This is a genomic window from Actinosynnema sp. CS-041913, assembly GCF_050942485.1.
GTDB lineage: Bacteria > Actinomycetota > Actinomycetes > Mycobacteriales > Pseudonocardiaceae > Actinosynnema.
On sequence record NZ_CP192037.1, the window covers coordinates 318,304 to 344,900 of the forward strand.

The window sequence follows — 26,597 nt, forward strand, 5'->3', positions numbered from 1 at the left end:
AATCTCCACACCGGACTGCTTGCCTGTGTCCGTGGACGCGATCAGGTACATGGACACGGTGGCGCAGCACGGATCCGCTCGTGCGTACAAGTCCCGGCTGCTGGCCGCGCTGGACGTGCGGCGCCGGCACACCGTGCTGGATGTCGGGTGCGGACCGGGGACGGACCTGCTCGACCTCGCGGAGACCGGGGCGGAGTGGGTGATCGGGGTGGACGCCGATCCGCTCATGGTCGCCGAGGCCCGGCGGCGGACCGAGGAGTACCCGGCCGTCGCGGTGCACCTGGGTGACGCCCGGGCGTTGCCCGTGGCGGACGCGATGATCGACCGGGCCCGGGTGGACCGGGTGCTGCACTACGTCGCCGACCCGGAGGCGGTGTTCGCCGAGTTGCGGCGGGTCGTCCGGGCGGACGGGATCGTGGTGGTCGCCCAACCCGACTGGGACACGATCACGGTCGACCCGGGCGACGTGCGGGTCAACCGGGCCGTGCGGGAGTTCGTCTGCGACCACGTGGTGCGCGACGCGACCGTCGGGCGGCGGGTGGCGCGGCTGGCCGAGGCAGCCGGGTTCGACGTGGAGCCGCAGGTCACCACGCCGGTGATCCGGGACTTCCCGGCCGCCGACGAGGTGCTGGGGCTCAGCCGCAACGCCGAGCGGGCCGTGCGGGCCGGTCAGCTAGCCGGGGACCGGGCCGCCGAGTGGCTGCGGGAGCTGCGGTCCGGGCCGTTCCTGGCCACGTTCATGCTGTTCACCGCTGTGCTGCGGCCAGGAACTCGGTGATGATCCGGCTCGTGGTGTGCGGCGTCTCCTGATGCGGGAAGTGCCCCACCTCGGGGAGGCGGCGGTACTGCGAGCCAGGCCCCGCCCATCGTCCCGAGTCGGCCGCGGTGGACTCCAGCATCACCGGGTCCAGGGCTCCGTGCACCTGGAGCACCGGCACGTCCAGGCGGCGGTCGACGGCCTCGGCGAACCGGCGGCCGTCGCCGCGAAGCTGTGAGCGCACCGCCCAGCGGTGGTACTCCAGGGCCGAGTGCGCGACGCCCGGCACCAGCATCGCCTCGCGGTTGCGGCGCACGACCTCGTCGAACTCCGGCGAGACGGTCCACTTCGGACCGCTCCACGCGGTGAGCATGCGTGCCACGGCCGCGCCGTCGTCGGCGGTCAGCTTGCGTTCGGGGAACACCGGAAGCTGGAAGCGGAACACGTACGCGCTGGCCCGTCCCTGGCCGCGAGGGCGCTGTCGGATCGCCCGGCGGAGGGCCAGCGGGTGCGGTGCGGACACGGCGGTGACCGAGTCGACCACGCGCGGGTGCATGGCGGCGACCGTCCACGCCAGCAGCCCGCCCCAGGCGTGCCCGACGATGTGCGCGCGGGACGCGCCGAGGGCCTTCACCAGGCCCGCGACGTCACCCGCCAGCGTGAAGCCGTCGTAGCCGCGCGGGGGTTTGTCCGAGTCGCCGTAACCGCGCAGGTCGACCGCCACCGCCCGGTACCCGGCCTCGGCGAGCGCCACCACCTGGTGCCGCCAGGTCCACCAGAACTCGGGGAAACCGTGCAGCAGGAGCACGAGCGGGCCGTCGCCCAGTTCGGCCACGTGCAGGCGGATGCCGTTCGCGGACACGTCCTTGTGGGCCCAGGGTCCGGCGACCCGGGCGGTGGACGGGTCCGGCAGCCGCACGGCGCGGCTCAGGACCCGTCGCCGCGGTGTCGGAGCGCCGCGACGGTGTCCCTGGCCGAGTCGATCGTCCGCTGGGGCGCGCGCAGCTTCTTCACCTTGCGGTAGCCCAGGAACGCGAACCCGACCGCGGTCAGCAGCATGAGCCCGAACACGATCAGGAACGCCGACCAGCGCGGCAGCCACACGTCCAGCAGCTCGGCGCCGAAGAAGAAAAAGAAGAACGAGCTGAACAGCAGCACGGTGAGCGCCACGATGAAGTAGACGCTGCCCTTGACGCCCTTCTTCACCTCGCCGGCGATCTCCGACTTGGCCAGCTCGACCTCAGCCCTGACCAACGTGGACAGGTGCGCGGTCGCGTCGCGGACCAAGCCCCCGACGGACGTTTCCTCCGCGATCTTCGCCGCGCTCTCCGCGGTCAACGGGATCGACGGAACAGGTGGCAGTCCGCTGCCGTTGGTGTTCTCCCGAGCGCTGGTCACGCTGCTCATCGTGCCATGCACGTTCGAGCGAGGCCGTTCGACTGGCGGTATCAGGTCTCTTCGTCCGCGCGCTGGTGGACCCGGCTGCGCCGGATCAACAACACCGCCGCGAGCAGCGAGGCCGTCATCGACGCCAGCAGCACGGCCGCTTTCGCCTGTTCGGCGGCCTGCCCGTCCAACGCCAGGTCGGAGATCAGCAGGCTGACGGTGAACCCGACGCCGCCGAGCATCGCGACCGCCACGATGTCCCGCGGTCCCGCGCCGCTCGGCCACACCGCCGCCTTCAGCAACACGGCCAGCGCCGACGCGCCGACGATCCCGACCAGCTTGCCCACCACGAGTCCGAGGATGACCCCGAGCGCCAGCCTGTCCCCGAACAGCGACCCGAGCACCTCCCCGTTCACCGGCACCCCGGCCGCGAACAGCGCGAACACCGGCACCGCCACCCCGGCCGACCAGGGCTGCAACCGGTGCTCCAGGCGCAACGCGGGCGCTTCGTGCTCGTAGTGGTCCTTGCGCACGCGGGTCAGCAGGGCCAGCGCGACGCCCGCGATGGTGGCGTGGATGCCCGCCGCGTGCACCGCGGCCCAGGTGCCGAGCGCGATCGGCACGTACAACCACGGCGTCGTGACCCGCCGGTGCTGGAGGAACGCGTACAGCCCGAGCAGGGCGACGGCCACGAGCGCCGCCAGGACGTCGAACTGCGCCGTGAACAGCACCGCGATGAGGACGATCGCGCCCAGGTCGTCCACCACGGCGAGGCTGAGCAGGAACACCCGCAGGCTGCTCGGCAGGCCGGACGCCGTGATCGCCAGGACACCCAGCGCGAACGCGATGTCCGTCGCCACCGGGATGGCCCACGCCCGTTCGATGCCCGGCTCGCCCCATCCGACGCCCAACGCGACCAGAGCGGGCACGACCATGCCGCCGACGGCCGCCACCACGGGCAGGATCGCGGCCTTGAAGTTGTTCAGCTCGCCGATCACCAGCTCGCGCTTGAGCTCCAGCCCGGCGACGAAGAAGAAGACGGCGAGCAGGCCGTCCTTGGCCCAGTCGCCGACGCTGAGGTCGAGGTGCAGCGACGCGGGTCCGACCCGGAAGTCCCGCAACGCCGTGTAGGTCTCGCCGAACGGCGAATTCACCCAGATCAGCGCCACCGCGGTGGCCGCGAGCAGCACCATGCCACCGACGGTCTCGGTGCGCAGGTAACGGGCGAATTCCGCGACGGCCTGACGCTTGCTGCTCAAGGTGTGACTCCCGGTGGGTCGGCTACGACAACATCCTCGTGCCGACCAGACTTCCCGGCTCACCTTGTCGGAATGCTAACGCACGCGGGTGCCACTCCGGAGAGTGGCACCCGCGCTGACGTGCTCAGTCCTCCGCGGAGCCCGACTTCAGGCCGCTGGAGATGAGGTCCATCACGGACGAGTCCGCGAGCGTCGTGACGTCGCCGATCTGCCGGTTCTCCGCCACGTCCCGCAGCAGCCGCCGCATGATCTTGCCCGAGCGGGTCTTCGGCAGCTCCGGCACGACCAGGATCTGGCGCGGCTTCGCGATCGGGCCGATCTCCTTGGCCACGTGGTCGCGCAGCGCCTTGATCGCCTCCGCGCCGTCGGAGCCCGCGGCCACCCCGCCGCGCAGGATGACGAAGGCGACGATGCCCTGGCCGGTGGTCGGGTCGGTCGCGCCGACGACCGCCGCCTCCGCCACGGTCGGGTGCGACACCAGCGCCGACTCGACCTCGGTGGTGGAGATCCGGTGGCCGGACACGTTCATCACGTCGTCCACCCGGCCGAGCAGCCAGATGTCGCCGTCGTCGTCGTACTTGGCCCCGTCGCCGGCGAAGTAGTAGCCCTGCTCGCCGAACCGCGACCAGTACGTGTCGCGGTAGCGCGCCTCGTCGCCCCAGATGCCGCGCAGCATCGACGGCCACGGCTCGTCCAGCACCAGGTAGCCGCCACCGCCGGGCGGCACCTCGTTGCCCTGGTCGTCCACGACCTTCGCGCCGATGCCGGGCAGCGGGCGCTGCGCCGAGCCGGGCTTGGTGGACGTCGCACCGGGCAGCGGCGAGATCATGATCGCGCCGGTCTCGGTCTGCCACCAGGTGTCCACGATGGGTGCCTGGCCCGCGCCGACGTGCTCCCGGTACCAGATCCACGCCTCGGGGTTGATCGGCTCGCCGACGCTGCCCAGCACGCGCAGGCTGGAGAGGTCGTACTTGGCGGGGATGTCCGCGCCCCACTTCATGAAGGTGCGGATCAGCGTGGGCGCGGTGTAGTAGATCGACACGCCGTACTTCTGCACGATCTCCCAGTGCCGGCCCTCGTGCGGGGTGTTCGGCGTGCCCTCGTAGACGACCTGCGTGACGCGGTTGGACAGCGGGCCGTACACGATGTAGCTGTGGCCGGTGACCCAGCCGATGTCGGCGGTGCACCAGTACACGTCGGTGTCCGGCTTGAGGTCGAACACGTTGTAGTGCGTGTACGAGACCTGGGTCAGGAAACCGCCGGACGTGTGCAGGATGCCCTTCGGGTTCCCCGTCGTGCCGGACGTGTAGAGGATGAACAGCGGGTGCTCGGAGTCGAACGCCTCCGGGGTGTGCTGGTCGGACTGCCTGTCCACCAGGTCGTCCCACCAGAGGTCGCGGCCTTCGGTCCACTCGACGTCGGTGTTCGTGCGCTTCACGACCAGCACGTGCTCGATGCTCGCGGCGTTGGCCACGGCCTCGTCCACGGCGGGCTTGAGGGCCGCCGGCTTGCCGCGCCGGTACTGGCCGTCGGTGGTGATGACGAGCTTGGCCTGGGAGTCCTCGATGCGGGTGCGCAGGGCTTCGGCGGAGAAGCCGCCGAACACGACGCTGTGCAGCGCGCCGAGCCGGGCGCAGGCGAGCATGGAGAAGATCGCCTCGGGCACCATCGGCATGTAGATGGCGACCCGGTCCTCGGCGCCGACACCCAGTTCGACCAGGGCGTTCGCCGTCTTGGAGACCTCGCGCTGGAGTTCGGCGTAGGTGATGGCGCGGCTGTCGCCGGGCTCGCCCTCCCAGTGGATGGCGACCTGGTCGCCGTGGCCGGACTCGACGTGCCGGTCGACGCAGTTGTAGGCGACGTTGAGCTTGCCGCCGACGAACCACTGGGCGAACGGCGCGTTCGACCAGTCCAGGACCCGGGTCCACTTGGTGTCCCACGCCAGCCGCTCGGCCTGCTTCGCCCAGAACGCCTCGCGGTCGGCACTCGCCTCCTCGTACAGCGCCGAGGTCGCGTTGGCCTGAGCGGCGAACTCCTCGCTCGGCGGGAACGTCCGGTTCTCGGTGAGCAGGTTGTCCAGGGCCGGTCCCTGGGCGTGCGGCTGGGTCATGGTGGGAGGACCTCCTCCAATCCGTGGGGTGCGCACTGCGACGGTAGTGCGGTTCAGCTCACTGCGCACCAAAAGGTTCAGACCAATTTCGAACGGGTTCGAAACACGTGGGTAACTGTGTAACCCGGCTCGGGGCCCGCTGACCATGGTGATCCCGCTGAATGACACAACCCGTGCGACCAAAGGCCCTATTCGTGACCAGGCTCACGCCGTGAGCGCGGCCTTCGCGGCCGGCCACTCGGCGGCGGTCATCGAGTAGACGACCGTGTCGCGCAGCGTTCCGTCCGGTCGGACGCGGTGCGCGCGCAGCACGCCCTCGCGCGTCGCGCCGAGCCGTTCGATCGCACGCTGTGACCGCTCGTTGCGGGCGTCGGTGTGCCAGCCGACGCGGTGCGCCCCGAGGACTTCGAACGCCCGGGTGAGCAGGAGGAGCTTGGCGGCGCGGTTGAGCGCGGTGCGCTGCCAGCGCGCGCCGATCCAGGTGTGACCGATGTAGAGGCCGCGGTGCCCGGGGTCGATCTCGTAGTACGACGTGGTGCCCGCGACCTCGCCCGTGACCGGGTCGAGCTGCGCCCATGCCCGGCGGGTCGGGTCGGCGAGCGTGTTCTCGACCATGGTGCGGGCCTCGGACAGGGTCTGCGGCTGCCGGACGCCCAGCCACGTCCAGATGTCCGGGTCCTTGCCCGCGGCGAGCAGGCCTTCGGCGTGGTCGACGCTGAGCGGTTCGAGGCGGACGTGCCCGCCGATGAGGATGGGACGGTCGTACCAGGTCATGCGGGCGACGTTAGGTGGCGTAGTGGCTCTTCTGAATGGCCAATTCCGAGTTGTTTGAGATAGCCACTTACCGGCGGGTAGTGTGCTGCGGCGTGACCGATCCGCTTGCCCCGCTGCTGGACCTGCCCGGTGTGGCCGACGCCGTCCAGTCCGCCCGTGACGCCGTGTTCCAGGTGCACCGGCACCGGGTGAACCTGCGTGGCTGGGCCACCACCGCCGCCGAGGCCTCGGTGCGGGCCGCGCGGGCGTCGGCGGCCCTGGACGGCGGGCCGACGGAGATCCCGGAGGACGGGTCGGTGTCCGATCCGGTGCTGGCGGGGTCGCTGCGGGTGGCCGAGGCGCTGGGCGTGGTCTTCCCGACCTGGCAGCGGGCCCCGTTGCAGGCGCTGGCGCGGCTGCACGTGCTGGCCGGCGCGGACCTGGGCGCGGAGCCGGGACGACCGCGGGTGGCGCCGGGCATCTCCGAGCGGCTGGGCCTGCTGGCCGGGCTGGTGACCGGCGGGACGTCCGTGCCCGGACCGCTGCTGGTGGCCGTGGTGCACGGCGAGCTGATGTCGCTGGCCCCGTTCCCCACCGCGAACGGCGTGGTGGCGCGGGCGGCGTCCCGGCTGGCGTCCATCGCGACCGGGCTCGACCCCAAGTCGCTGGGCGTGCCCGAGGTGTCGTGCCTGCGGCGGCAGAACGACTACAGCGCCGCGCTGCACGGCTTCTCCACCGGGGAGCCCGAGGGCGTGGCGAAGTGGATCCTGTTCTGGTGCGAGGCGTTGCAGGCGGGCGCCCGCGAGGCGCGGAGCATCGCGGACGCCGCCGGCTAGAGCAGTTCCTTCAACGTCGTCGCGGCGCGCTCCGCCTCCTCGAACGTGTTGTACAGCGGCGCGAAACCGAACCGGAGCACGTCCGGCGGGCGGTGGTCGCCGATGACCCGGCGCTCGACCAGCCGCCGCATGAGGGTGGCCGCGTCCGGGTGGCGCAGCGAGACCTGGTGGCCGCGCCACTCGTCGTCCGGGGTGATCACCTCGATGCCGGGCAGGTCCGCCACCAGGTCGCGGAAGTGCGCGGTGAGCGCCAGGCCCTTGGCGCGGACGTCCCGCAGGTCGACCTGGTCCCAGACGTCCAGCGCCGCGTCCAGGGCCAGCATGGAGATGATGTCCGGCGTGCCCGCGCGGGCCCGTGACACGCCGGGGTCGGGCGTGTAGTCGGGGCTCATCGCGAACGGGGCCTGGTGGCCGGTCCACCCGGTCAGGGGCTGGTGGAACCGGGGTTGGGCGTCGGTCGGGACGTAGAGGAACGCGGGGGAGCCGGGGCCGCCGTTGAGGAACTTGTACGTGCAGCCGACGGCGAGGTCCACGTTCAGCCTGTCCAGCTCGATCGGCAGGACGCCTGCGCTGTGGCAGAGGTCCCAGACGACCTGCGCGCCCACCGCGTGGACCTGCTCGGTCAGCTTCGCCATGTCCAGCAGGCGGCCGGTCCGGTAGTCGACGTGGTTGAGCAGCACGACGGCCGTCGTGCCGTCCAGGTCCAGGTGGTCCGGGTCGGCCGGGCGCAGGGCCAGGCCGGTCAGCTCGGCCACCGACCGGGCGATGTAACCGTCGGTGGGGAACGTGCCCGCGTCCACCACGATCTCCGCGCGACCGGTGCCGCGGACCGCCGCCATCAGGGCCTTGAACAGGTTCACGCTGGTCGAGTCGGCCACGACCACCTGGCCGGGCGCCGCCCCGACCAGCCTGCCGATCCGGTCGCCGACCCGTTCCGGGGCCTCCCACCAGCCCTCGGACCAACTGCGGATCAGCCGCCTGCCCCACTGTCGGGTGACGACGTCGTGGACGCGTTCGGCCACGTTCTTCGGCGGCGCGCCCAGCGAGTTGCCGTCCAGGTAGACGACGTCGTCGTCCAGGTCGAACAGGTCGCGGATGTGGGCCAACGGGTCCGGGTGCGCCTTCGGGGTCACACGTAGCTCCTTGCCGTCCACAGCTCCGGGAAGACGGAGCGCTGCGTGCGCTTCTCCAGCCACGCGACCCCGGCCGAGCCGCCGGTGCCGACCTTCGCGCCCATCGAACGACGGGTGGCGAGCAGGTGGTCGTAGCGCCAGCGGGCGAACTCCTCCGCGATGTCGGTCAGCGCTTCACCGAGTTCCAGCAGGTCACGGGAGCCTTCGCGGTAGATGTCCGTCCACACCCGCTCGACCTCGGTGCTCGGCTCGTACGGCTCGGCGACGTCGCGGTCGAGCACGTCGGCGGGGATCGGGAGGCCTCGGCGGTGCAGGGCGGCGAGCACGTCGTCGTACAGGCTCGGCTCGTGGAGCAGGGCCTCCAGGGCGTCGTGCTGGCCGGGCACGGCGCGGTGCGGGACCAGCATGGACCGGGACTTCTCGCCGAGCAGGAACTCCACCTCGCGGTAGCGGCCGGACTGGAAGCCGGAGCCCTCGCCGAGTGCGTCGCGGAACGAGTTGAACTCGGCCGGGGTCATCCGGGCGATCGGCCGCCATGCCGCGTTCAGGGCCTGCATGTGCAAGTCGCTGCGCTTCAGGGTGCGGACGGCGGCGCGCAGGTCGTCGGCGCGCAGCTCCTGCTGGGCTTGACGCCATTCGAAGCACAGCAGGCCGAAGTACAGCTCCATGACCTGCGTGATCACCAGGAACGACATCTCGCGCGGGTCCTGGGACCACTGCTGCTGCAACGAGTGCAGCACGGAGGCGTGCACGTAGTCCTCGTAGGGCGTCGTGCCGCCGAAGTCCAGTTTGGGTGCGACCGGGCAGTCCATGACTTCTATCATGGTCGCGGTTTCGGGTGATCTGAATGGGCGTCGGCGGGTGATCGAGGTGGAACTTCTTGTGGTCATAAATCGAATCGGCGGATAGCTTTCGGTTCGTGAGCGTAGAGCTGGACGGCGTGGACTGGGCCCTGCTGGAGGCGTTGCAGGAGGACGCGCGGCTGTCGTACAACGAGCTGGCGCGGCGGGTGCACGTGTCGCCGCCGACCGTGGCGCAGCGGGTGCGACGGCTGGAGAACGCCGGGGTGATCACCGGGTACCGGGCGGCCGTCGACCCCACGGCGGTGGGGCGGTCCGTGGTCGCCCTGGTGCGGATGAAGTGCTACGGGCCCCGGTGCATCACCGTGCACCCGGAGCTGCTGGACGACTGCCCCGAGGTGGTGGAGGTGGTGCGGCTGACCGGGGACATCTGTTCCGTGGTCAAGGTGGTGACCACGTCGATCACCGAGCTGGAACGGCTGCTGGTGCGGCTGGCCGGGTACGGGGAGACGTCGTCGGCGATGGTGCTGTCGACGCCTATCCCGTGGCGCCCGGTGCTAGCCGGGTGAGCGCGTGCCGGACGTGGCCCTGGGACGCGTCCAGCGCCTCGGCGGCCCGGGTGGCCGGCACGTCGGCGAGCAGGTGCACCAGCGCCACCTTCAGGTCGCCGCCCGCGGCGGCCAGGGCGGTCGTGCACTCGACCTCGGCCAGCCCCGTCGCCTCGCGCAGGATGCGGACCGTGCGGCCACGCAGCTTGGCGTTGGTGGCGCGCATGGACACCATCAGGTTCGAGTAGGTGCGGCCCAGGCGGACCATCACGGCCGTCGAGAAGGCCGTGAGCACCAGCTTCTGGGACGTGCCCGCCTTCATCCGGGTCGAGCCCGCGATCGCCTCCGGGCCGGTGTCGACCGCGATCAGCACGTCCACCTCGACCGGGGGCGCGGTCGGGTTGTTCGACACCAGGACGGTGCGGGCGCCCATCGAGCGGGCCTGTTCCAGCGCGGCGACCACGAACGGCGTGCGGCCCGAGGCGGTCAGACCGAGCACGACATCGCCCGCCGCGGCGTGCAGGCGGATCTGCGCGGCGCCGCCGGCGGCTTCGTCCTCCACGTCCTCCACGGCCTTGACCAGGGCTTCCGACCCGCCCGCGTGGTGGGCGAGGAACCAGTCCGGCGGCGCGTTGAAGGTCGGCGGCAGCTCGGCGGCGTCCAGCGTGGCCAGCCGGCCGGACGTGCCCGCGCCCACGTAGTGCACCCGGTTGCCCGCGCGCAGCGCGCCCACCGCCAGGTCGGCGGCCCGCGCCAGCTCCGGCAGCACGGCCGCGACGGCGTCGGGCACCTGCCGGTCCTCGGTGTTGATCAGCCGCAGCACGTCCAGCGTGGACAGCCGGTCGATGTCCTCGGTCCGGGGGTTGCGGGCCTCCGTGGGCGACTCGACCCGGACCGCGACATCGTGCCGGGGCGGCGTCATTTACCGGCCTCCCGACGGCGCCGGCCGTCCGGCCGCGCGCCGAGGCGGTGGCCGGACACCGCGTCGTAGGTGGCTTCGAGGGCGGTCTTGGCGCTCTCCACGTGCCTCTGCGCGACGCCGATGAACAGGCAGTCGATGACGGTGAGCTGCGCGATCCGGCTGGCCATCGCGCCGGAGCGGAACGTGGTCTCGCGCGCGGCGGTGGTCAGCACGTGATCGGCGACCTCGCTGATCGGTGAGCGCGGGAAGTTCGTCAGCGCCACCGTGGTCGCGCCGTGGTCCTTGGCCACCCGCAGCGCCTCCACCGTCTCGGAGGTGGAGCCGGTGTGCGAGATGCCCACGGCGACGTCGGCGGCGGTGAGGACGGCGGCCGAGGTGAGCGCGATGTGGGTGTCGTTCCAAGCGAAGCAGGTTCGCCCGATGCGGTGAAGTTTCTGCTGGAGGTCGAAGGCGACGAACGCGCTCGCGCCGAAGCCGTAGACGTCCACCCGCCGCGCGCCCGCGACCGCTTCGACGACCTGCTGGAGCGTTTCGACGTTGAGCTGCTCGGCGGTCTCCTCGACCGCGCGGGCGTCGGCGAACGCCACCTTGCCGACGACCTGGCGCAGGTCGTCGCCCGGCCCGATGTCGCCACCCAGGTCCCGGTCGGTGCGCGCGGCCGTGCGGGCGGTGTCGGCGGCCAGCGCGATGCGCAGCTCCGGGTAGCCGCCGACGCCGATGGCCTTGCAGAACCGGGTCACCGTGGTCTCGCTGGTGCCGGCGGCCTCGGCGACCTCGGTGATGCTGCGGTGGGCGACGGTCGCCGGGCTGTCCAGCACGACCTTGGCGACCCGTTGCTCCGCACGGGCGAGGCCGGGCAGGAGGGACCGGATCTTGACGAGGGGGCTGGCGTCGGAGCTGTCGGTGGACACGTGGGAAACTTACTAACCGTCCAACGGAAAATCAACGCGTCGGGCCTGGATGTCACCCCAACCGTGGTCGAATCCCACCTGGTGGCCTCAGGTATTCGGCCAAAAGCTCACTACCGGGTGACCGAATGCCACCCTTCGGCGCGCAACGCCGCCGGATCGCGCTCCGCGTCGACCAGCACGCCGCGGGCGTCGGAGACGCGCACGGCGTCGACGTGGACACCGCGCCCGCCGTGCCCGTTTCCCGGCACGTACAGCCAGCGGTAGTTGGTCGCCGACTCCGTGACGAGGTCCACGCGTTCCCAGCGGCGTTCGCCGTAACCGGTCAACGTCTTCAGGTCGCGCCAGCCGGCCCCGTCGTTACCGGCCTGCACGACGACCTTGTCGCCCGGGTCCAGGTCGACGAAGACGCTGAACTCCAGCCGCTGGCGCTCGGTGCGCCGCGCCAGGTCCTTCGTGGTGAGCGTGCCGCCGGCGGCGACCGGCGCCCACGCGGTCGGGCCGCCCCTGGGCTGCACCTTCAGCGCCCGCGCCAGCCCGTTCGCGACGGCGCGGCGGGCGGGGTTGATCGATCCCCAGTCCCGGCTCGGGTGGACCCGGTTGGTGAGCAGGATGGCGATCGAGTCGGACAGCGGGTCGAGCACCAGCGCGGTGCCCGTGTAGCCGGTGTGGCCGGCGGTCCTCGGGGACGTCAGCGCGCCCATGTACCAGCGCTGGTCCAGCTCGAAGCCGAGGCCGTGCGAGTTGCCGGGGAAGCCCTGGTTGAAGTCGGTCAGCATCAGCTCGACCGTCTCCGGCCGCAGGATGCGCCGGTCGCGGTAGCTGCCGCCGTTGAGGATGGTCTGGCCGAGGACGGCGAGGTCGCTCGCGGTGGAGAAGACGCCGGCGTGACCCGAGACCCCGCCCAGCGACCAGGCGTTCTCGTCGTGCACCTCGCCCCGGATCATGCCGCGCGCGCCCTGGAACTCGGTCGCGGCGATCCGGTGGAGCTTGCTCTTCGGCGGGTTGTAGCCGGTGTCGGCGAGGCGCAGCGGGTCGGTGATGCCCTCGCGGACCAGCACGTCCAGCGGCTTGCCGGTGAGCCGTCGGGCGAGGACGCCGAGCGTGATCAGGTTGAGGTCGGAGTAGGCGTAGGCGGTGCCCGGCGGGCTCTTCGGGGCGACGTCCAGCACGGCTTTGATCCGGGACGGGATGTCCGGGTAGTGCGACCAGAGCGGCAGCCACGGCTCCAGGCCGGAGGTGTGGGTGAGGAGCTGGCGGACGGTGATCGCGGCTTTGCCGTTGACGCCGAACTCCGGCAGGTAGCGGGCGACGGGAGCGTCCAGGTCGAGGGCGCCGCGCTCCTGTTCGCGCATGACGACGATCGACGTGAACAGCTTCGAGACCGACGCCAGGTCGAAGATCGTGTCCTGGCGCATCGGGACTCGTTGATCAGCGGGCAGCTCGGTGCCCGCGGCGTCGGCGTAGCGGACCGCCCACCCGGTCGCGGCGTGGTTGGTGATCACGCCGTCGTGGGCGAGCAGGGTGACCGCGCCCGCGAACAACGGGTGGCCCGTCGCGTCCGGCACGGTGTGGCGGCGCACTTGGTCGAGTGCGGCGTCGATCGGCCCGGTGTCGAGTCCCACGCGCTCCGGTGTACCCGATCTCAGCACGTCGTCCGCCCAGCCACGGCGAGGCAGGTCGAACCTGCCGCGGTGCCGGTCGTGCCGCGCTGTGTCGGTGTCGGTGTCCGCGTCGACCTCGGTTCGTGCGGTGTCGTCGGGTGCCGGGGCGGCCCAGGCGGGGCCGGCGGTGGCGGCAGGGGCGGTGACGAGGCCGGCGGCGGCGAGCAGGGCGGTGACGGTCAGGGCGGTGGCGGTCAGCAGGGTGCGCACGGTCACTCCCTCACCGGTAGCCCAGGTAGCGGCGGCGGAGGCGGTCGAAGTCGGCCAGCTCCTGGCTCCAGGCCGCGACCACCTCGTCGGCCCCCGCGCCCGCGTCGACCATCCGGCGCAGCCGGTCCGAGCCGGTGAGCTTGTCGATCCAGAAGTCCGGCCGCCACCCGAACACCTGCGGGTAGCGCGCCCGCGCCGTCACGATCATCGCCACGGCCGCCCGGATCGCGTCGAATTCACCGGGTCGGGTGACATGCAGGGCCACCCCACCACAGGCCTGGCCGGTGAACTTGCCGAACGTCGGCGTGAAATGAGCCTCCCGGAACCGCACGCCCGGCAGCCCCAGCGCGTTCAGCTCCTCCGCCCACCGCCAGTCGACGCCCGGCGCGCCCACCGTCTCGAACGGTCGGGTGGTGCCCCGCCCCTCGGAGAGCACCGTCCCCTCGAACAGGCACGTGCCCGGATACACCAGCGCCGTGTCACGCGTCGGCATGTTCGGGCTCGGCGGAACCCAGGGCAGACCCGTGTCCAGGTCGCCGCGCCGCCAGCCCTGCGCCCACACCGTGCGCAGGGCCACCCGTCCGCCGTCCGACGGCAGGAACTCGCCGTTGAACAGCGCCGCCAGCTCGCCGACCGTCATGCCGTGCTGCTGCACGATCGGTTTCCGCCCGACACCGGTCGCATAGGCCGGGTCGAGCTGCGGACCGCGCGCGCCGCCACCGATCGGGTTCGGCCGGTCGAGCACCAGGAACTCGGCCTCGGCCGCGGCGGCGGCCTGCATCGCCGTGTACATGGTCCAGATGTAGGTGTAGAAGCGCGCGCCCACGTCCGCGATGTCGAACACCACCGTGTCGACGCCCGCTTTGGCGAACATGCCCGCGAGCTTCGCGGCGTTCGCGCCATAGGCGTCGTAGACCGGGACGCCCGTGCGCGGGTCCAGGTAGTCGCCCTCCGACCCACCCGCCTGGGCCGTGCCGCGGAACCCGTGCTCGGGCCCGAACGCCGCCTTCGGCACACGCCCGGCCGCCACCATCGAGTCCACGATGTGCGTCTGGTCCCGTAAGACGCCGGTCGGGTTCGTCACCACGCCGACCTTGCGGCCGTGGAGCAGCCGCCACCCGCCGGCCGCCGCGATCTCCGCCCCGGTGGCGAGCTTCCGATCGCCTCGCGCCGCCGGCGTGACCGTGAGGGTCGGCACGGCCAGCGCCGTGCCGACGAGCAGTTGCCTGCGTCCGACGCCCCGGCGGGCCACCGCGGTCACCAGGTCACCCCGTGGCCGAACGGGTACGGGGTCGGGCCGGGCACCGCGACCGGCAGCTTGCCCTGGGGCTGCGCCTCGCCGGTGATCACCTTGGCCACCGACTCCATCGAGCCCACACCGGACGAGTACGTCGCCAACCAGTTCGGCGCGGCCGTGTGCGCCACGTCGTAAGGGTTCTGCACGGCCACCGCGACCACCGGCTTGCCGGTCTCCAGCAGCCTCGTCAGCAGGGCCTGCTGGGCGGGCTGCCCGGACAGCGCGTTGGTCAGCACGACCACCAGGTCCGCGGCCCCGGCGCCCTGCACGGCCGCCGCGATCCGCGCCTCGTCGGGCGCGCTGCCGGTGGGCAGAGCGGTGCCGTCGAGCAGACCCGCGAGTGTTCGCGTGGACGTCTCGCCCCAACCGGTGACCAGCGCGGCGGTCGGCTTCGTCCGCAACGGGAGGGCCTGGTTCCGCACGACGGTGACCGTGCGATCGGTGATCGCCCTGGCGGCGGCCGTGTTCTCCGGGGTGCCGACGCTGGAGTCGACCTTGCCCTCGTCCACGTGAGGACTGGTCAGCATGCCCCGCAGGAACTTCATCCGCAGCACGCGGAGCACGCTCTGGTCGATCCGCTGCTCGGTCAGCTCACCACTGCGCACGGCGGCCACCACGCTGTCGATCGCGAGCCCGAGGTCGACCGGCATCAGCAGTTGGTCGACGCCCGCCTTCAGCGCCAGCACCGGGATCTCGGCGTCCGGGTGCAACTGCCGGACGCCCGCCATGGCCAGCGAGTCGGTGATCACCACGCCGTCGTAGCCCAGTTCCTTCCGCAGCAGGTCCAGGACGGGTTTGGACAGCGTCGCGGGCTCGCCGGACGGGTCGATCCGCGGCATCCGGATGTGCGCGGTCATGATCGAGTCGATGCCGGCGGCGATGGCGGCCCGGAACGGCGGGGCGTCGACCTCGCGCCACTGCTCCACGCTCCGGTCGACCCGCGGCAGCGTGGTGTGGCTGTCCTCGTCCGTGTCGCCGTGGCCGGGGAAGTGCTTGGCGGCGGCCGAGACGGCCGTGTGGGACAGGAAGCGCTGCTGGTAGCCGCGGACCTGGGCGGCGGTCAGCTCGGCGGCCAGTGGCGGGTCGCTGGAGTAGGAGCGGACGCCGATCACCGGGTTGGCCGGGTTGGAGTTGACGTCCGCGTCCGGCGCGAAGTTCTGGTTGATGCCCATCGCCCGCAGCTCCCGGGCGGTGATGGCGGCGGCCTGCTCGGCGTCCTGCGTGCTGCGGCCCGCGCCGAGCGCCATGTTGCCGGGGAACTGGGTGGCGGGCGCGCCGATCCGGGTCACCAGGCCCATCTCCTGGTCGGTGGACACGGCCAGCGGGATGCGGCTCGCGCGCTGGAGGCCGTTGGACAGGGCGGCGATCTGGCGCGGGGTGTCGATGTTGTCGCGGGTGGAGTTGTTGAAGTAGATGACGCCGCCGGGCTGGTACTTGGAGACCACCTCGGCCGGGGTGCCGACGCCGAAGTCGCGCTGGTTGCCGGGGTGGACCTCGTCCGCGGCCTGGCCGTTGACGTAGGTCACGAAGAGCTGGCCCACCTTCTGCTCCAGGGGCATGCCCCGGACCAGCGCGGTGATCGCCTGCTGCGGAGGCGGGTGCTCAGGCGCGGCGGTGGCGGGCGGCACGGCGAAGGACGCCGCGACCACGGCTGCGGCGACGAGCGGACGGAGCACGGTGTCCTCCTCACTTGGCAATCTCCCACCACTTGGTGGACCTATTCGGCAAGTTACCCACGTCACAGGGACGGGTCAACGGGTTGCGTTGTGTAGGCATTGTGCGGAGGAGCACCGACAATCCCTGGTTCGCGCCGGTCACCCGATCGGGCGGTCCTGCTCAGGGTCCTCGCCGGGAGAGGGCGTCGCATGAAACAGGCCGTGCCCCCCAGCGAGTGGGGGGCACGGCCAGCAGCGCGGACTTTCGAGTTACCAAGCGTGCAACTCGTGTCGTAAACCTGGACTCGGCGTCCGGCGTCCCAGTACGCAGTCCCTAGACGACAAGCCTCCCGCGGCGTGCTGCGCGTGGGTGCTCGAAGCCCGCGCACGGAGCTCTGTCGGGGTGAACGGTGCTTCTCTTCCGCTCCGTCCCTGGCCAACCCGAGGTCCGCACTTCCTTTGTAGTGCGTGGGAGCGGCGACAGCAAGGGCTCGATGGGGTGCACCGGTCAAGCGACCGTCAGTAGCGGAAGTCCTTGTGTGACACCGTTTTCGATGTGTTCGCCGCCGCTGTACCGCTGACCGGGGCACGGCGGCGGGTGAATCAGCTCCGACGGCGCCGACGCAGGCCGTACCAGGCGACCCCGGCGGCCGTCGCCGCGCCCAGCCCGATCGCGGTGACCGCCACCGCCGTGCCCGACGGACGGGGGATCCGGGCCCGCAGCGACACCGGGTCGGAGAACGTCAGCACCGGCCAGCCGCGCTGGGCGGCGATCTTGCGCAGCGCGCGGTCCGGGTTGACGACCGTGGGGTGCCCGACGGCCTCCAGCAGCGGCAGGTCGGTGATCGAGTCGGAGTACGCGTAGCAGTTGGTCAGGTCGTAGTCGTGCTCGTCGGCGAGCTGCTTGGCCGCGACGGCCTTGTTCTCGCCCGCGCAGTAGAAGTCCACCTCACCGGAGTAGCGGCCCTCCGAGACGACCATTCGGGTGCCCACGCTGTGCGTCGCGCCGACCATGGTCGAGATGGGCGCGACCAGCTCCTCGCCGGACGCGGAGACCACGACCACGTCGTGGCCCTCGGTCTTGTGGTCGGTGATGAGCTGCGTGGCCTCCTTGTAGACCAAAGGATCCACGATGTCGTGCAGGGTCTCGTCGACGATCGAGCGCACCTGCTCGACGTCCCAGCCCTCGCACAGCGCGGTGATGTGCGAGCGCATCCGGTCCATCTGGTCGGCGTCCGCGCCGGCCAGCATGAAGACGAACTGCGCATAGGCGCTCTTGAGCACCGCACGCCGGTTGATCAAGCCTTCTTGGAAGAAGGGCCTGCTGAACGCCAGCGTGCTCGACTTGGCGATGACCGTCTTGTCCAGGTCGAAGAACGCGGCGACTCGGTTGCCTTCGGTGGCGTGCTCGGTCACCGGTCCAGCTTAAGGGCGGCCCGGACGGGCCGGAGGGCGGCCGTCATTCGCAGCTTTACGAACTCACAGTGATGCGGTCTACCGAATTTTCCGTGTCCCTCTAACGGAAGACACGCATGACCCTGGCCCGTGGGGATACAGTAGACGGGTCCGGCTCGACCGGACAGGTTCAGTCCGACCCCCCGGGACTGAACCAATGACGACCCCCGTCCCTCCCCCCTGGCGGGGGTCGTCCCATGTCCGGGGTCGGTTTCGAAAAACTATCCCCGATACCCACCCCTGTCTTGCCCCCATCGCCGGGCCCTCGCGCGCCATCTTCCGCGCCCGGCCCTGCCTCCTCGGGGAACCGCCGATTCGCGGCTTCGAGTTGTCCACAGGCTCAAAGTTGTCCACAACTCGATCAATCACGGTTGTGGCGTTGCTCACCACTCGGGAACGTGGGTGCCACCCAACGTGAACTTTCGAGGAGGAGCGGTGAACCGACTGCTGGCCATGGTGGCCGAGACCCACCTGCTGGACGAGGTGCTGAACGCCGCGGCCGTCGCCGGCTGCGAGGTGGAACGAGTCCCCGACGTGCCCGCCCTGCGCGCCCGCTGGCACACCGCCCCGGCGGTGGTCCTGGACGCCGGAGCTGCGGCATCGTGCGTCCACGAAGCCCTGCCCCGCCGGCCGGGCGTGCTGCTGGTCGCCACCGGTCCGCCGGGTCCGGAGACCTGGCCGGCGGCGGTGGAACTGGGCGTGGCCCAGGTGATCGAACTGCCGGCCGCCCGGTCCACCCTCCAGGAGGCCCTGTCGGACCTCGTGGAGAGCCCGCCCGGCGACGGCCGGGTGCTGTCCGTGCTGGGCGGGTGCGGCGGCGCGGGCGCCTCCGTCCTGGCGGCGGCCGTGGGCCAGGCGGTCCTGACGACCGGCGGCCGGGGCCTGCTGGTCGACTGCGATCCGCTGGGCGGCGGCCTGGACCTGGCGCTCGGCGCGGAGCACGAGGCGGGCAAGCGCTGGCCGGACCTGAACCTGACCGGCGGCCGGGTGCCGGTGTCCGAGCTCCGGGCCGCCCTGCCGTCCCGTACCAAGGGCCAAGGGCGGCTGACCTTCCTGTCCTGTGCCCGGAACGGCCCGGACCCGACCCCTCAGGCGGTAGCGGCGGTGGTCGACGCGGGCAGGCGCGCGGGGGAGACCGTGATCTGCGACGTGCCACGGCAGCTCACTCCGGCCGCCGGCGCCGCCCTGGACCGCTCGGACCTGGCGGTCCTGGTCGTGCCCGCCAGGCTGCGGGCGTGCGCGGCGGCCAGACGAGTAGCCGATCAGGTGACAGATCGGGGCATCACCGTGCACGCCGTAGTACGAGGCCCCACGACCACCGGCATCCACGCCCGCCAAGCGGCGAAGGCCGTAGGCGTTCCCCTGCTGACCACGATGCGCCCCGAACGCCGTTTGGGGGCCGCCTTGGACCACGGCCGCTTCCCGGTTCACGGTCCCCTGGCGGCAACCGCCCGGCAGGTCCTGGCGGTGCTTCACGCCCAAAACCGCTTGGCCCTGAAGGCACTTCACCCGAAAGAGACAAGCCATGGGTGACGTGAACGTGCAACTTCGTCGTTGCCCACGGCCACGGTGCGAAATTGTCTCCCACCGGAAAACGCTTGCGGCCAAAGGCGCTTCGCGGTGGGGAGGCGCGCCGTGATCGAATTGGTGGAGCGGGTGCGCCAGCGCTTGGCGGACGGGAGCATCGACCTCACCACGGCGTCCGTCGCGGCGGTCGTGCGGAGCGAAGCCGGTGGGGTGGTCTGCCAGGAAGACCTCCAGCGGGCGTTGACCTTGTTGCAGCAGGAGTTCGACGGCGCGGGCCTGCTTGAGCCGTTGTTGCGCGACCCCGCCAACACCGATGTCCTGGTCACCGGCCCGGACCAGGTGTGGGTCGACGGCACCGAGGGCCTGAGGCGCACCGATGTCGTGTTCGCCGACGAACTCGCCGTCCGCCGCCTCGCGCAGCGGCTCGCGGTCGAAGCGGGTCGGCGGTTGGACGACGCGATGCCCTACGTCGACGGCTGGCTGCCGGGCTCCGTGCGCCTGCATGCCGTCCTGCCGCCGATCGTCCCGTCGACGTGCCTGTCCCTGCGCATCCTCCGGCCCACCGCGCACGACATGACGGCGCTGGAGTTGTGCGAGACGTTCGACCGGGCGACGGCCCGGCTCCTGCGGGCCATCGTGCGGGCCAGGCTGGCGTTCCTGGTGGTCGGGGGCACGGGCTCGGGCAAGACGACCCTGCTCGCCGCCCTCCTCGGCTGTGTGCCGCACGACCAGCGCGTGGTCTGCGTGGAGGACGCGGGCGAACTCCAGCCCGACCATCCGCAGTTCGTCCGCCTGATCGCACGCGGCGCGAACGTCGAAGGCGTCGGCCGGATCACGGTCCGGGACCTGGTTCGGCAAGCCCTCCGCATGCGGCCGGACCGGATCGTCGTCGGCGAGGTGCGGGGTGCGGAGGTGGTCGATCTGCTCACCGCGTTCAACACCGGCCACGACGGCGGCGCGGGCACGTTGCACGCCAACTCGCCCGCCGAGGTGCCTGCCCGGCTCGAAGCCCTGGCGGCGTTGGGCGGGTTGGACCGGCGTGCGCTGCACAGCCAACTGGCCGCCGCCGTCAAAGTGGTGCTGCACATGCGGCGCGGGGAGGGCAGCGGTCGCTACCTCGCCGAGATCGGTGTGTTCGAACGACGGCACGACACCCTGCTGGTCCGGACGGCGTGGCGGCGGGACGGCGGGTGGCAGCCGGCGGGCGAGGCCCTGAAGGGCCTGATCGCCGCCGCCTCGGCAGGTGGGCCAAGCGTTGCCTCGCCGGGTGCGGCTCTGGCGGGTGGACCAGGCGTTGCCTCGCCGGGTGCGACGGGTGCGGCTCTGGCGGGTGGGTCAGGCGCCGCTTCGGCAGGTGGGCCATGAGCCTTCTCCTGCTGGCGGCGGCTCTGCTGGCCCTGCCGCCCTCGGTGGTCAAGCGGCTGAAAGCGTTGCAGGGCAGGCAACGCCGACGGCTTCACCTACGCCGTCCCCATCAACTGACCGTCATCCTGCTGGGGGCCGCACTCGGACTGACATTCGGTGTCGGCGGGTCGATCGCCGGCGCGTTGACCGCCATGACGGTGTGGCATGCCCGCAGAGACCGGAGAAAGGAGCGAGACCACCTCGCCGCCACCACCGCGATCACCGAAGGCCTCTCGGCGTTCGTCGCCGAACTGCGTGCCGGCGCGCACCCGGCGCAGGCGGCGGTCAGCGCGGCCCAGGACGCGGAGCCGCCGGCCACGGAGGTTCTCCAGACCATCGCGGCGACGTCGGCGCGGGGCGGCAACGTCGAGACAGCCCTGGCCCACACCGACGCCCGTCACCTGGCGCGGGCCTGGCGGCTGTCCAGCGAGCACGGCGTGCCGCTGGCGGAAGTCCTGGAGGAGGTCCGGCAGGACCTGAGACAGCGCACCAGGTTCGCCCACCAGTTCCACGCCCGCATGGCGGGTCCGCGAGCCAGTGCGGCGGTGCTGGCGGCGTTGCCGGTGTTCGGTGTGCTGCTGGGCGAGCTGACCGGCTCGGGGCCGTTGGACGTGCTGACCTCCACCGCGGTCGGCCAAGTCCTGCTGGTCGTGGGCGCCGTGCTGATCTGCGCGGGCCTGCGCTGGAGCGCCCACCTCACGAGGCGGGTGACCGCATGAGCCTGCTCCTGCTGGCGGCGGCCCTCTTGGTCTACCCGCCACGGCGACCGGTGATCGACCGGCTGTACGCAGCCCGGGAACGTCCGCCCGAAACCAAGCCGCCTCCGCCGGACCCGTTCGCGCTCCCGGCGGCCTGGGACCTGCTGGCCGCCACCCTCCGCGCCGGCCTGCCGGTGGCGACGGCGGTCCGGGCGGTGCTGGCCGGTGTCCCGCCGGGACCGGCTGAGCACCTGCGCAAAGTCGGCGACCTGCTGGCTTTGGGCGCGGACACGCAGACGGCGTGGACGGCTGCCCTGAACCACCCCGACACCGCGCCGCTGGCTCGTGCCGCCCGACGCAGCGCGAGATCCGGAGCGGCTCTGGCGGGGGCGGTGGCCGACTTGGCGGCGGACCTCCGCTCACACCTCGCCGACCAGTCGGAGTCCCGTGCGCAGCGGGCGGCCGTGTTGGTGGCCGGACCGCTGGCGCTGTGCTTCCTGCCCGCGTTCCTGTGCCTGGGCGTCCTGCCCGTCGTGATCGGGTTGGCCGGACAGGTCAGCGCGGGCTGGTGACAACTATCCACAATGGACTGAAAGGGGAGAACATCATGAACGACAAAGGAATGACGACCGCCGAGTACGCCATCGGCACCTTGGCGGCGGCCGGACTCGCGACCGTGCTGCTGGTCATGCTCGGCGGCGACTGGGTGTCGGAACTGCTGCGAGGACTTCTCCAACGAGCCCTCGCGGTGGACACGTGACCACCGGCGACCCGCCGGATGCCCAGGCAGCGAAGGAAGATCGGCCCGGCCGCGTGTTGTCCAGAGGTGGGGACCGCGGTGCGGTGACGGTCGAGGCGGCCTTGGCTATCTGCGGGGTGCTCGCCTTCGTCGTGCTCGGGGCCGAGGTGATTCTGACGGTGGTCGGTCAGCTCCGGTGCACGGACGCCGCTCGGGAAGCCGCTCGGCTGGTCGCGCGCGGGGACTCGGCGCGGGCTCCGGCGGCGGTGGCGGCGATCGCTCCGGCGGGCGCCGAACTGGTTGTCCACCGGGACGGTGACACGGCGCGGGTCGAGGTCGCCGCTCGGCGGGGCTTGGTCGACCTCCGGGCGCGGGCCTACGCCGTGCTTGAGCCGGGCGTCGCCGACGCGGGACAGGCGCCCGCTGCCGCCGAGCGGCGTATTGCCGTCGAGGGTCGGCCGCCCGCTGCCGCTGATCGGCGTGTTGCCGTCGAGGGTCGGCCGGTCGCTGGCGTCGAGCGGCGTGTTGCCGATGAGGGATGACCGTGGAGCGGCGACGGTCGTGGCCGTCGCGGTGGTGGGTGTGCTGTGTTCGCTGGTCGTGTTCGGGGTTCGGCTCGGGGAGGTGGTGATCGCCCGGCATCGGGCCGCGGCGACCGCTGATCTCGCGGCGGTTGCGGCGGCGGGGTGGTTGGTCGGCGGGAGTCAGGAGGCTTGTGGTCGGGCCGCTTGGGTCGCCGGGCGGATGGGTGGGGAGTTGGTGGCTTGTGACGTGTCCGGGTGGGAGGTGGTGGTCGAGGTGAGTGGTCCCGGTTCGGTGTTCGGTGCGCCCAGCGCGCGTGCTCGGGCCGGCGCGGGTGAAGGGTGAAAGGTGTTCGCCTCTGGGTTCCGCGACGAACGGTCACCTGTCGGCGGTGAGCGGACTCACATGCCCGCTGGTTGCGGCTTCGTCGTCGGTCAACGGGAACTACGGCGTTCTGTCGGCCGTCCGGCGGACAGGCGTTCGCCGTTCCGTACCTACCAGTTGTCGACTGGTGGGTTACCAGGAGTCCGTGTCATGGCGTTAGTTCAAGTAGCGGCACCGACGCGGTGTCGAAAACCCGACACGGTGTCGTGGGCTTTCCAGGAGGCGAACTTAGATGGAGTGGTCGGATAGCTGGCGCGGGGCCTTCCGCATCGAGCTGCGCGCAGAGGCGGTCAACCTCGCGTGGCACGGGTGGCCTGTGCTGCCGGGCACCTATCCGGCGGGTGCGCAGTGGGCCGGGCGTGAAGGCGTCGAGCAGGACGGTCCGGTTCCGGTGCACCTTGACTGGCAGGAGCGCATCGGCACCAAGGCGGAGCAGGTCGCCACCTGGTGGGCGGGGCACTCCTACAGCATCCTGCTGGCCACCGGGCACGGTGTGGATGCCGTCGAGGTCGGGGCCGACCTCGGGCGGCGGGCCGCGGTGGCGCTGCGGGCGACCGGGGCTCCGGTGCCGATCGCGGCGACGCCGTCGGGCCGCTGGATGTTCCTGGTCGCGGGCGGGCTGGAGCTGCGTGCCGACTGGGCCGCCGACCACGACATCCGCCACTACGGCCAGGGCGAGTACGTCCCGCTGCCGCCGACGCCCGTCCAGCACGGCGTCGTGCACTGGCGGGTCAAGCCGCAGATCTGTGCGTGGCAGCTACCCCGGCCCGGCGTCGTGCAGGACGCGCTGACCGAGGCCGTGCTCGCCCCCGCCGACTACGGCCTGCTCACGGCCGAGCGCTCCTGACCCCGCCCGCACCGCCGCCTGCCCCATGATCGCCGCCCGCACCCCGACCGGAGTCGCCAGCAGTGCGACCGCTGGCGTCACCGATGGCGCGACCGCTGGTTTCGCCGCCGGAGTCCGCCGTAGTGCCGCTGCCGGTGGAATGGCGGCGGGTGCGCCCGCGGTCTTCGGCTGGGGCGGTGCCGCTGCCGGAGGCGGTGGTGGTCTCCTCGGCGGGGTCGGCGGCAGGGGTCGAAGCCGCACCACCTACTTGGCCGTGCCGGACGTCGTGGGTCCTCTCCCCGACAACCCCGAGCACGACGTCCAGCACGGCCACCCCGCCCGCCTTGTCCAGCGGATCGTTGCCGTTGCCGCACTTCGGCGACTGCACGCAGGACGGGCATCCGGCCGGGCACGTGCACGACGCGATGGCTTCCCTCGTCGCGGCCAACCAAGGGATCACCGCGGCGAAACCGCGGTCGGCGAAACCGGCACCTCCCGGATGACCGTCGTGCACGAACACCGTCGCCTCACCGGTGTCCTGGTGCAGCGCGGTCGAAACGCCGCCGATGTCCCAGCGGTCGCAGGTCGCGAACAGGGGGAGTAAGCCGATCGCCGCGTGTTCGGCGGCGTGCAGTGCGCCGGGGACGCGCGCCGGAGCCAGACCGGCGCCCCCCGGCGCACTGCCCAGCAGGTCCGCGCTGACCGTGTACCACACCGCCCTGGTCCGCAGGGTCTGCGCCGGCAGGTCCAGCGGCACCGAGTCGATCACCTGGCCGGACGGCAGTTTCCGCAGGTAACCCACTACCTGTGAGGTCACTTCCACCTCGCCCAGGCACACCGTCACGCCGTCGAAGACGCGTTCCTCCACGGTCCTCACCACGGTGATGTCCTTGGTGTCGCGAGCGGTGGTCGACCAGTCCGGGCGTTCCGCGTGCACCAAGGCGATGCCGCTTTCCAGGTCCAGGCGGTCCACCACGTACGACTCGCCCTGGTGCAGGTACACCGCGCCGTCGTGCACCGTCCAGCAGGCCGCGCCCGGGTCGACGGTGCCGAGCATCCGGCCCGAGTCACCCTCCACCACGACGACCTGCTCGCCGCCCGAGCCCCGGATGTCCACGTCGGCGTGCGGCCGGTCGTGGGACGTCCAGTACCAGCCGTTCGGCCTGCGGCGCAGCACCTTCCGGGCCACCAGGTCGGCCAGGACGGCCGACGCCTGCTCGCCGCCGAACTCGTCCAGCGAGTCCTCGGTCAGCGGCAGTTCGGCCGCCGCGCACGCCAACTGCGGCTCCAGCACGTACGGGTTCGTCGGGTCCAGGACCGTCGCCTCGACCGGTTTGTCCAGCACCGCCGACGGGTTGTGCACCAGGTACGTGTCCAACGGGTCGTCGCGGGCCACGAAGACCACCAGGGCGTCCGAGTCGCCGGTCCGCCCGGCCCGGCCCGCCTGCTGCCAGAACGACGCCAGCGTCCCCGGGAAACCGGCCACGACCACGGCGTCCAGCCCCACGATGTCGACGCCCAGCTCCAGTGCGTTGGTCGTCGCCACGCCCAGCAGGTCGCCGCTCGACACGGCCCGTTCCAACGCCCGCCGCTCCTCCGGCAGGTACCCGCCGCGATAGGCCGCGACCCGCGTCGCCAGCTCCGGGTCGACCTCCGACAGCGCCCGCCGCGCGCCGAGCGCCGTCAGCTCCGCGCCCACCCGCGACCGCACGAACGCCAGCGACCGCGCGCCCTCCACCACCAGGTCCGCCAGGATTCGCGCCGTCTCCGCGCCCGCCGACCGGCGCACGGGCGCGCCGTTCTCGCCTTCCAGCTCCTTCAACAGCGGCGGCTCCCACAGCGCCACCGTCCGCCCGGCGCGGGGCGAGCCGTCCTCCGTCACCGCCTCGCACGGCACGCCCACCAGGCGGGACGCCGAAGCCGCCGGGTCAGCCACGGTCGCCGACGCCAGCACGAACACCGGGTCCGCCCCGTACCGCCGCGCCACCCGCCGCAGCCGCCGCATCAGCAGCGCCACGTGCGACCCGAACACCCCCCGGTACGAGTGGCACTCGTCGATCACCACGTACGACAGCCGCCGGAAGAACCTGATCCACCTCGCGTGGTTCGGCAGCACGCCCCGGTGCAGCATGTCCGGGTTGGTGAACACCCAGTTCGCGTGCGCCCGCACCCAGTCCCGCTCGGCCATCGGGGTGTCGCCGTCGAACGACGCCGCCCGCACCCCCGCCACACCCAGCTCCGCCACCGAGCGCAACTGGTCCGCACCCAGCGCCTTGGTGGGGGACAGGTACAGAGCTGTTGCTTTCGGATCGTTGTGAACAGCGCTGAGCACCGGCAATTGGTATGCCAGCGACTTGCCCGACGCGGTGCCCGTCGCCACCACCACGTGCCGGCCCGCCCACGCGTGCTCCGCCGCCTGCGCCTGGTGCCGCCACGGCACGGGCACACCGCGTTCCACCAGCGCGGACACCACTTCCGCCGCCGCCCAGGACGGCCACTCGGTGGTGCTCGCGAGGCGTTGCGGCAGGTCCGCGCGGTGCGTCAGCGGCGATTCGCCGGCCGGGACTCCGGCGAGGACCCGGTCCAGCAGTCGACGTCCCTGGTTCGCCACAAGGCGCAGCTTCGCACACCCCACCGACATCACGGTTGCTTCCTGCGCGGATAACGGTGTGTGCACGGATCGGGACGCCTTGTCGCGTACTTGCGGCCTATGAATAGACTCCGCCGCTATCGCATCCAATGAGGGATGCGTCACGTTGTGTCGGGGCGGACCGTCGTGTGAGCAAGGCCGGTCCCGGCGTAGC

General features: G+C 72.0%; 25 protein-coding genes. 11 read left to right on the forward strand and 14 right to left on the reverse strand.

Features of this window, described 5'->3' with window-relative positions; all coding sequences use genetic code 11:
- Window positions 1-31: 31 nt before the first annotated feature.
- Window positions 32-778 carry a methyltransferase domain-containing protein gene (locus ACQPZF_RS01585; protein ID WP_433267473.1) on the forward strand — a complete coding sequence of 249 codons (747 nt, stop codon included), beginning with the start codon at window positions 32-34 and terminating at the stop codon, window positions 776-778.
- Here the strand turns inward: ACQPZF_RS01585 and ACQPZF_RS01590 are convergent.
- The 5 genes from ACQPZF_RS01590 to ACQPZF_RS01610 form a co-directional block, all read right to left on the reverse strand.
- The gene (locus ACQPZF_RS01590) at window positions 747-1,676 is read right to left on the reverse strand and encodes an alpha/beta fold hydrolase (RefSeq protein WP_433267475.1); all 930 of its coding nucleotides are present in this window, start codon (window positions 1,674-1,676) and stop codon (window positions 747-749) included. The genes ACQPZF_RS01585 and ACQPZF_RS01590 overlap by 32 nt on opposite strands.
- 8 nt (window positions 1,677-1,684) lie before the next feature.
- Window positions 1,685-2,164 carry a phage holin family protein gene (locus ACQPZF_RS01595; RefSeq protein WP_433267477.1) on the reverse strand — a complete coding sequence of 160 codons (480 nt, stop codon included), beginning with the start codon at window positions 2,162-2,164 and terminating at the stop codon, window positions 1,685-1,687.
- Between the two features lie 41 nt (window positions 2,165-2,205).
- Window positions 2,206-3,402 carry a Na+/H+ antiporter NhaA gene (gene nhaA / locus ACQPZF_RS01600; protein WP_433267479.1) on the reverse strand — a complete coding sequence of 399 codons (1,197 nt, stop codon included), beginning with the start codon at window positions 3,400-3,402 and terminating at the stop codon, window positions 2,206-2,208.
- 124 nt (window positions 3,403-3,526) lie between these two features.
- Window positions 3,527-5,512 carry an acetate--CoA ligase gene (acs, locus tag ACQPZF_RS01605; RefSeq protein ID WP_433267481.1) on the reverse strand — a complete coding sequence of 662 codons (1,986 nt, stop codon included), beginning with the start codon at window positions 5,510-5,512 and terminating at the stop codon, window positions 3,527-3,529.
- 204 nt (window positions 5,513-5,716) lie between these two features.
- Window positions 5,717-6,286, reverse strand: coding sequence for a GNAT family N-acetyltransferase (locus ACQPZF_RS01610; protein ID WP_433267483.1), 570 nt, complete (start codon window positions 6,284-6,286; stop codon window positions 5,717-5,719).
- A 92-nt stretch (window positions 6,287-6,378) separates the two neighbouring features.
- Here ACQPZF_RS01610 and ACQPZF_RS01615 point away from each other — a divergent pair, with 92 nt between their 5' ends.
- A complete protein-coding gene (locus ACQPZF_RS01615) occupies window positions 6,379-7,101 on the forward strand; it encodes an oxidoreductase (RefSeq protein ID WP_433267485.1) in 723 nt (240 codons plus the stop codon).
- Here ACQPZF_RS01615 and kynU read toward each other — a convergent pair.
- Both kynU and ACQPZF_RS01625 read right to left on the reverse strand, forming a co-directional pair.
- A complete protein-coding gene (kynU, locus tag ACQPZF_RS01620) occupies window positions 7,098-8,234 on the reverse strand; it encodes a kynureninase (RefSeq protein WP_433267487.1) in 1,137 nt (378 codons plus the stop codon). The genes ACQPZF_RS01615 and kynU overlap by 4 nt on opposite strands.
- Complete coding sequence (locus tag ACQPZF_RS01625) at window positions 8,231-9,046, reverse strand: tryptophan 2,3-dioxygenase (protein ID WP_433267489.1); 816 nt, start codon at window positions 9,044-9,046, stop codon at window positions 8,231-8,233. Before ACQPZF_RS01625 ends, kynU begins: the two co-directional genes overlap by 4 nt.
- A 107-nt stretch (window positions 9,047-9,153) precedes the next feature.
- On the opposite strand from ACQPZF_RS01625, the gene ACQPZF_RS01630 reads away from it, so the two are divergent.
- On the forward strand, window positions 9,154-9,603 hold the full coding sequence (locus ACQPZF_RS01630) for an Lrp/AsnC family transcriptional regulator (protein WP_433267491.1): 450 nt from the start codon (window positions 9,154-9,156) through the stop codon (window positions 9,601-9,603).
- Here the strand turns inward: ACQPZF_RS01630 and ACQPZF_RS01635 are convergent.
- The 6 genes from ACQPZF_RS01635 to ACQPZF_RS01660 all read right to left on the reverse strand — a co-directional run bounded on the left by ACQPZF_RS01635 (window position 9,572) and on the right by ACQPZF_RS01660 (window position 17,654).
- The gene (locus tag ACQPZF_RS01635) at window positions 9,572-10,504 is read right to left on the reverse strand and encodes an N-acetylmuramic acid 6-phosphate etherase (RefSeq protein WP_433267493.1); all 933 of its coding nucleotides are present in this window, start codon (window positions 10,502-10,504) and stop codon (window positions 9,572-9,574) included. The two genes, ACQPZF_RS01630 and ACQPZF_RS01635, sit on opposite strands and share 32 nt — an antisense overlap.
- Window positions 10,501-11,415 carry a MurR/RpiR family transcriptional regulator gene (locus tag ACQPZF_RS01640; RefSeq protein ID WP_433267495.1) on the reverse strand — a complete coding sequence of 305 codons (915 nt, stop codon included), beginning with the start codon at window positions 11,413-11,415 and terminating at the stop codon, window positions 10,501-10,503. The genes ACQPZF_RS01635 and ACQPZF_RS01640 overlap by 4 nt, the downstream gene beginning before the upstream one ends.
- Before the next feature lie 110 nt (window positions 11,416-11,525).
- A complete protein-coding gene (locus ACQPZF_RS01645; protein WP_433267497.1) occupies window positions 11,526-13,286 on the reverse strand; it encodes a serine hydrolase domain-containing protein in 1,761 nt (586 codons plus the stop codon).
- A 10-nt stretch (window positions 13,287-13,296) separates the two neighbouring features.
- Window positions 13,297-14,547 (reverse strand): exo-beta-N-acetylmuramidase NamZ family protein, encoded by a 1,251-nt coding sequence (locus tag ACQPZF_RS01650; RefSeq protein WP_433267499.1) that lies wholly within the window; start codon window positions 14,545-14,547, stop codon window positions 13,297-13,299.
- Complete coding sequence (locus tag ACQPZF_RS01655) at window positions 14,544-16,259, reverse strand: glycoside hydrolase family 3 protein (protein WP_433267501.1); 1,716 nt, start codon at window positions 16,257-16,259, stop codon at window positions 14,544-14,546. Before ACQPZF_RS01655 ends, ACQPZF_RS01650 begins: the two co-directional genes overlap by 4 nt.
- A gap of 582 nt (window positions 16,260-16,841) precedes the next feature.
- Entirely contained in the window at window positions 16,842-17,654 is an 813-nt protein-coding gene (locus tag ACQPZF_RS01660) for an HAD-IB family hydrolase (protein ID WP_433267503.1), read from the reverse strand.
- A gap of 474 nt (window positions 17,655-18,128) precedes the next feature.
- Between ACQPZF_RS01660 and ssd the strand changes: the two genes are divergently transcribed.
- From ssd to ACQPZF_RS01700, 8 genes are all read left to right on the forward strand, one after another.
- Window positions 18,129-19,226: a septum site-determining protein Ssd gene (gene ssd / locus ACQPZF_RS01665; protein WP_433267505.1), complete on the forward strand. Its 1,098-nt coding sequence runs from the start codon at window positions 18,129-18,131 to the stop codon at window positions 19,224-19,226.
- Window positions 19,227-19,328: 102 nt separating this feature from the next.
- Complete coding sequence (locus ACQPZF_RS01670; RefSeq protein ID WP_433267507.1) at window positions 19,329-20,585, forward strand: TadA family conjugal transfer-associated ATPase; 1,257 nt, start codon at window positions 19,329-19,331, stop codon at window positions 20,583-20,585.
- Window positions 20,582-21,343 (forward strand): type II secretion system F family protein, encoded by a 762-nt coding sequence (locus ACQPZF_RS01675; RefSeq protein WP_433267509.1) that lies wholly within the window; start codon window positions 20,582-20,584, stop codon window positions 21,341-21,343. The genes ACQPZF_RS01670 and ACQPZF_RS01675 overlap by 4 nt, the downstream gene beginning before the upstream one ends.
- Window positions 21,340-21,894 carry a type II secretion system F family protein gene (locus ACQPZF_RS01680; protein ID WP_433267511.1) on the forward strand — a complete coding sequence of 185 codons (555 nt, stop codon included), beginning with the start codon at window positions 21,340-21,342 and terminating at the stop codon, window positions 21,892-21,894. The genes ACQPZF_RS01675 and ACQPZF_RS01680 overlap by 4 nt, the downstream gene beginning before the upstream one ends.
- A 35-nt stretch (window positions 21,895-21,929) precedes the next feature.
- Window positions 21,930-22,082: a DUF4244 domain-containing protein gene (locus tag ACQPZF_RS01685; protein ID WP_433267513.1), complete on the forward strand. Its 153-nt coding sequence runs from the start codon at window positions 21,930-21,932 to the stop codon at window positions 22,080-22,082.
- Window positions 22,079-22,603 carry a TadE family type IV pilus minor pilin gene (locus ACQPZF_RS01690; RefSeq protein WP_433267515.1) on the forward strand — a complete coding sequence of 175 codons (525 nt, stop codon included), beginning with the start codon at window positions 22,079-22,081 and terminating at the stop codon, window positions 22,601-22,603. Before ACQPZF_RS01685 ends, ACQPZF_RS01690 begins: the two co-directional genes overlap by 4 nt.
- Complete coding sequence (locus tag ACQPZF_RS01695; protein WP_433267517.1) at window positions 22,593-22,928, forward strand: Rv3654c family TadE-like protein; 336 nt, start codon at window positions 22,593-22,595, stop codon at window positions 22,926-22,928. The genes ACQPZF_RS01690 and ACQPZF_RS01695 overlap by 11 nt, the downstream gene beginning before the upstream one ends.
- Before the next feature lie 271 nt (window positions 22,929-23,199).
- Entirely contained in the window at window positions 23,200-23,814 is a 615-nt protein-coding gene (locus tag ACQPZF_RS01700) for a bifunctional DNA primase/polymerase (RefSeq protein ID WP_433267519.1), read from the forward strand.
- On the opposite strand, the gene ACQPZF_RS01705 is transcribed toward ACQPZF_RS01700, so the two are convergent.
- The gene (locus tag ACQPZF_RS01705; RefSeq protein ID WP_433274390.1) at window positions 23,795-26,434 is read right to left on the reverse strand and encodes a DEAD/DEAH box helicase; all 2,640 of its coding nucleotides are present in this window, start codon (window positions 26,432-26,434) and stop codon (window positions 23,795-23,797) included. The genes ACQPZF_RS01700 and ACQPZF_RS01705 overlap by 20 nt on opposite strands.
- Window positions 26,435-26,597 lie beyond the last annotated feature (163 nt).

Coding starts and splice junctions, on each gene's coding strand:
- ACQPZF_RS01610 (WP_433267483.1), bottom strand. CDS start 6,286: ATGACCTGGTACGACCGTCCCATCCTCATCGGCGGGCACGTCCGCCTC.
- ACQPZF_RS01625 (WP_433267489.1), bottom strand. CDS start 9,046: ATGGACTGCCCGGTCGCACCCAAACTGGACTTCGGCGGCACGACGCCC.
- ACQPZF_RS01705 (WP_433274390.1), bottom strand. CDS start 26,434: ATGTCGGTGGGGTGTGCGAAGCTGCGCCTTGTGGCGAACCAGGGACGT.
- ACQPZF_RS01685 (WP_433267513.1), top strand. CDS start 21,930: ATGAACGACAAAGGAATGACGACCGCCGAGTACGCCATCGGCACCTTG.
- ACQPZF_RS01695 (WP_433267517.1), top strand. CDS start 22,593: ATGAGGGATGACCGTGGAGCGGCGACGGTCGTGGCCGTCGCGGTGGTG.
- acs (WP_433267481.1), bottom strand. CDS start 5,512: ATGACCCAGCCGCACGCCCAGGGACCGGCCCTGGACAACCTGCTCACC.
- ACQPZF_RS01675 (WP_433267509.1), top strand. CDS start 20,582: ATGAGCCTTCTCCTGCTGGCGGCGGCTCTGCTGGCCCTGCCGCCCTCG.
- ACQPZF_RS01595 (WP_433267477.1), bottom strand. CDS start 2,164: ATGAGCAGCGTGACCAGCGCTCGGGAGAACACCAACGGCAGCGGACTG.
- ACQPZF_RS01635 (WP_433267493.1), bottom strand. CDS start 10,504: ATGACGCCGCCCCGGCACGATGTCGCGGTCCGGGTCGAGTCGCCCACG.
- ACQPZF_RS01680 (WP_433267511.1), top strand. CDS start 21,340: ATGAGCCTGCTCCTGCTGGCGGCGGCCCTCTTGGTCTACCCGCCACGG.
- ACQPZF_RS01700 (WP_433267519.1), top strand. CDS start 23,200: ATGGAGTGGTCGGATAGCTGGCGCGGGGCCTTCCGCATCGAGCTGCGC.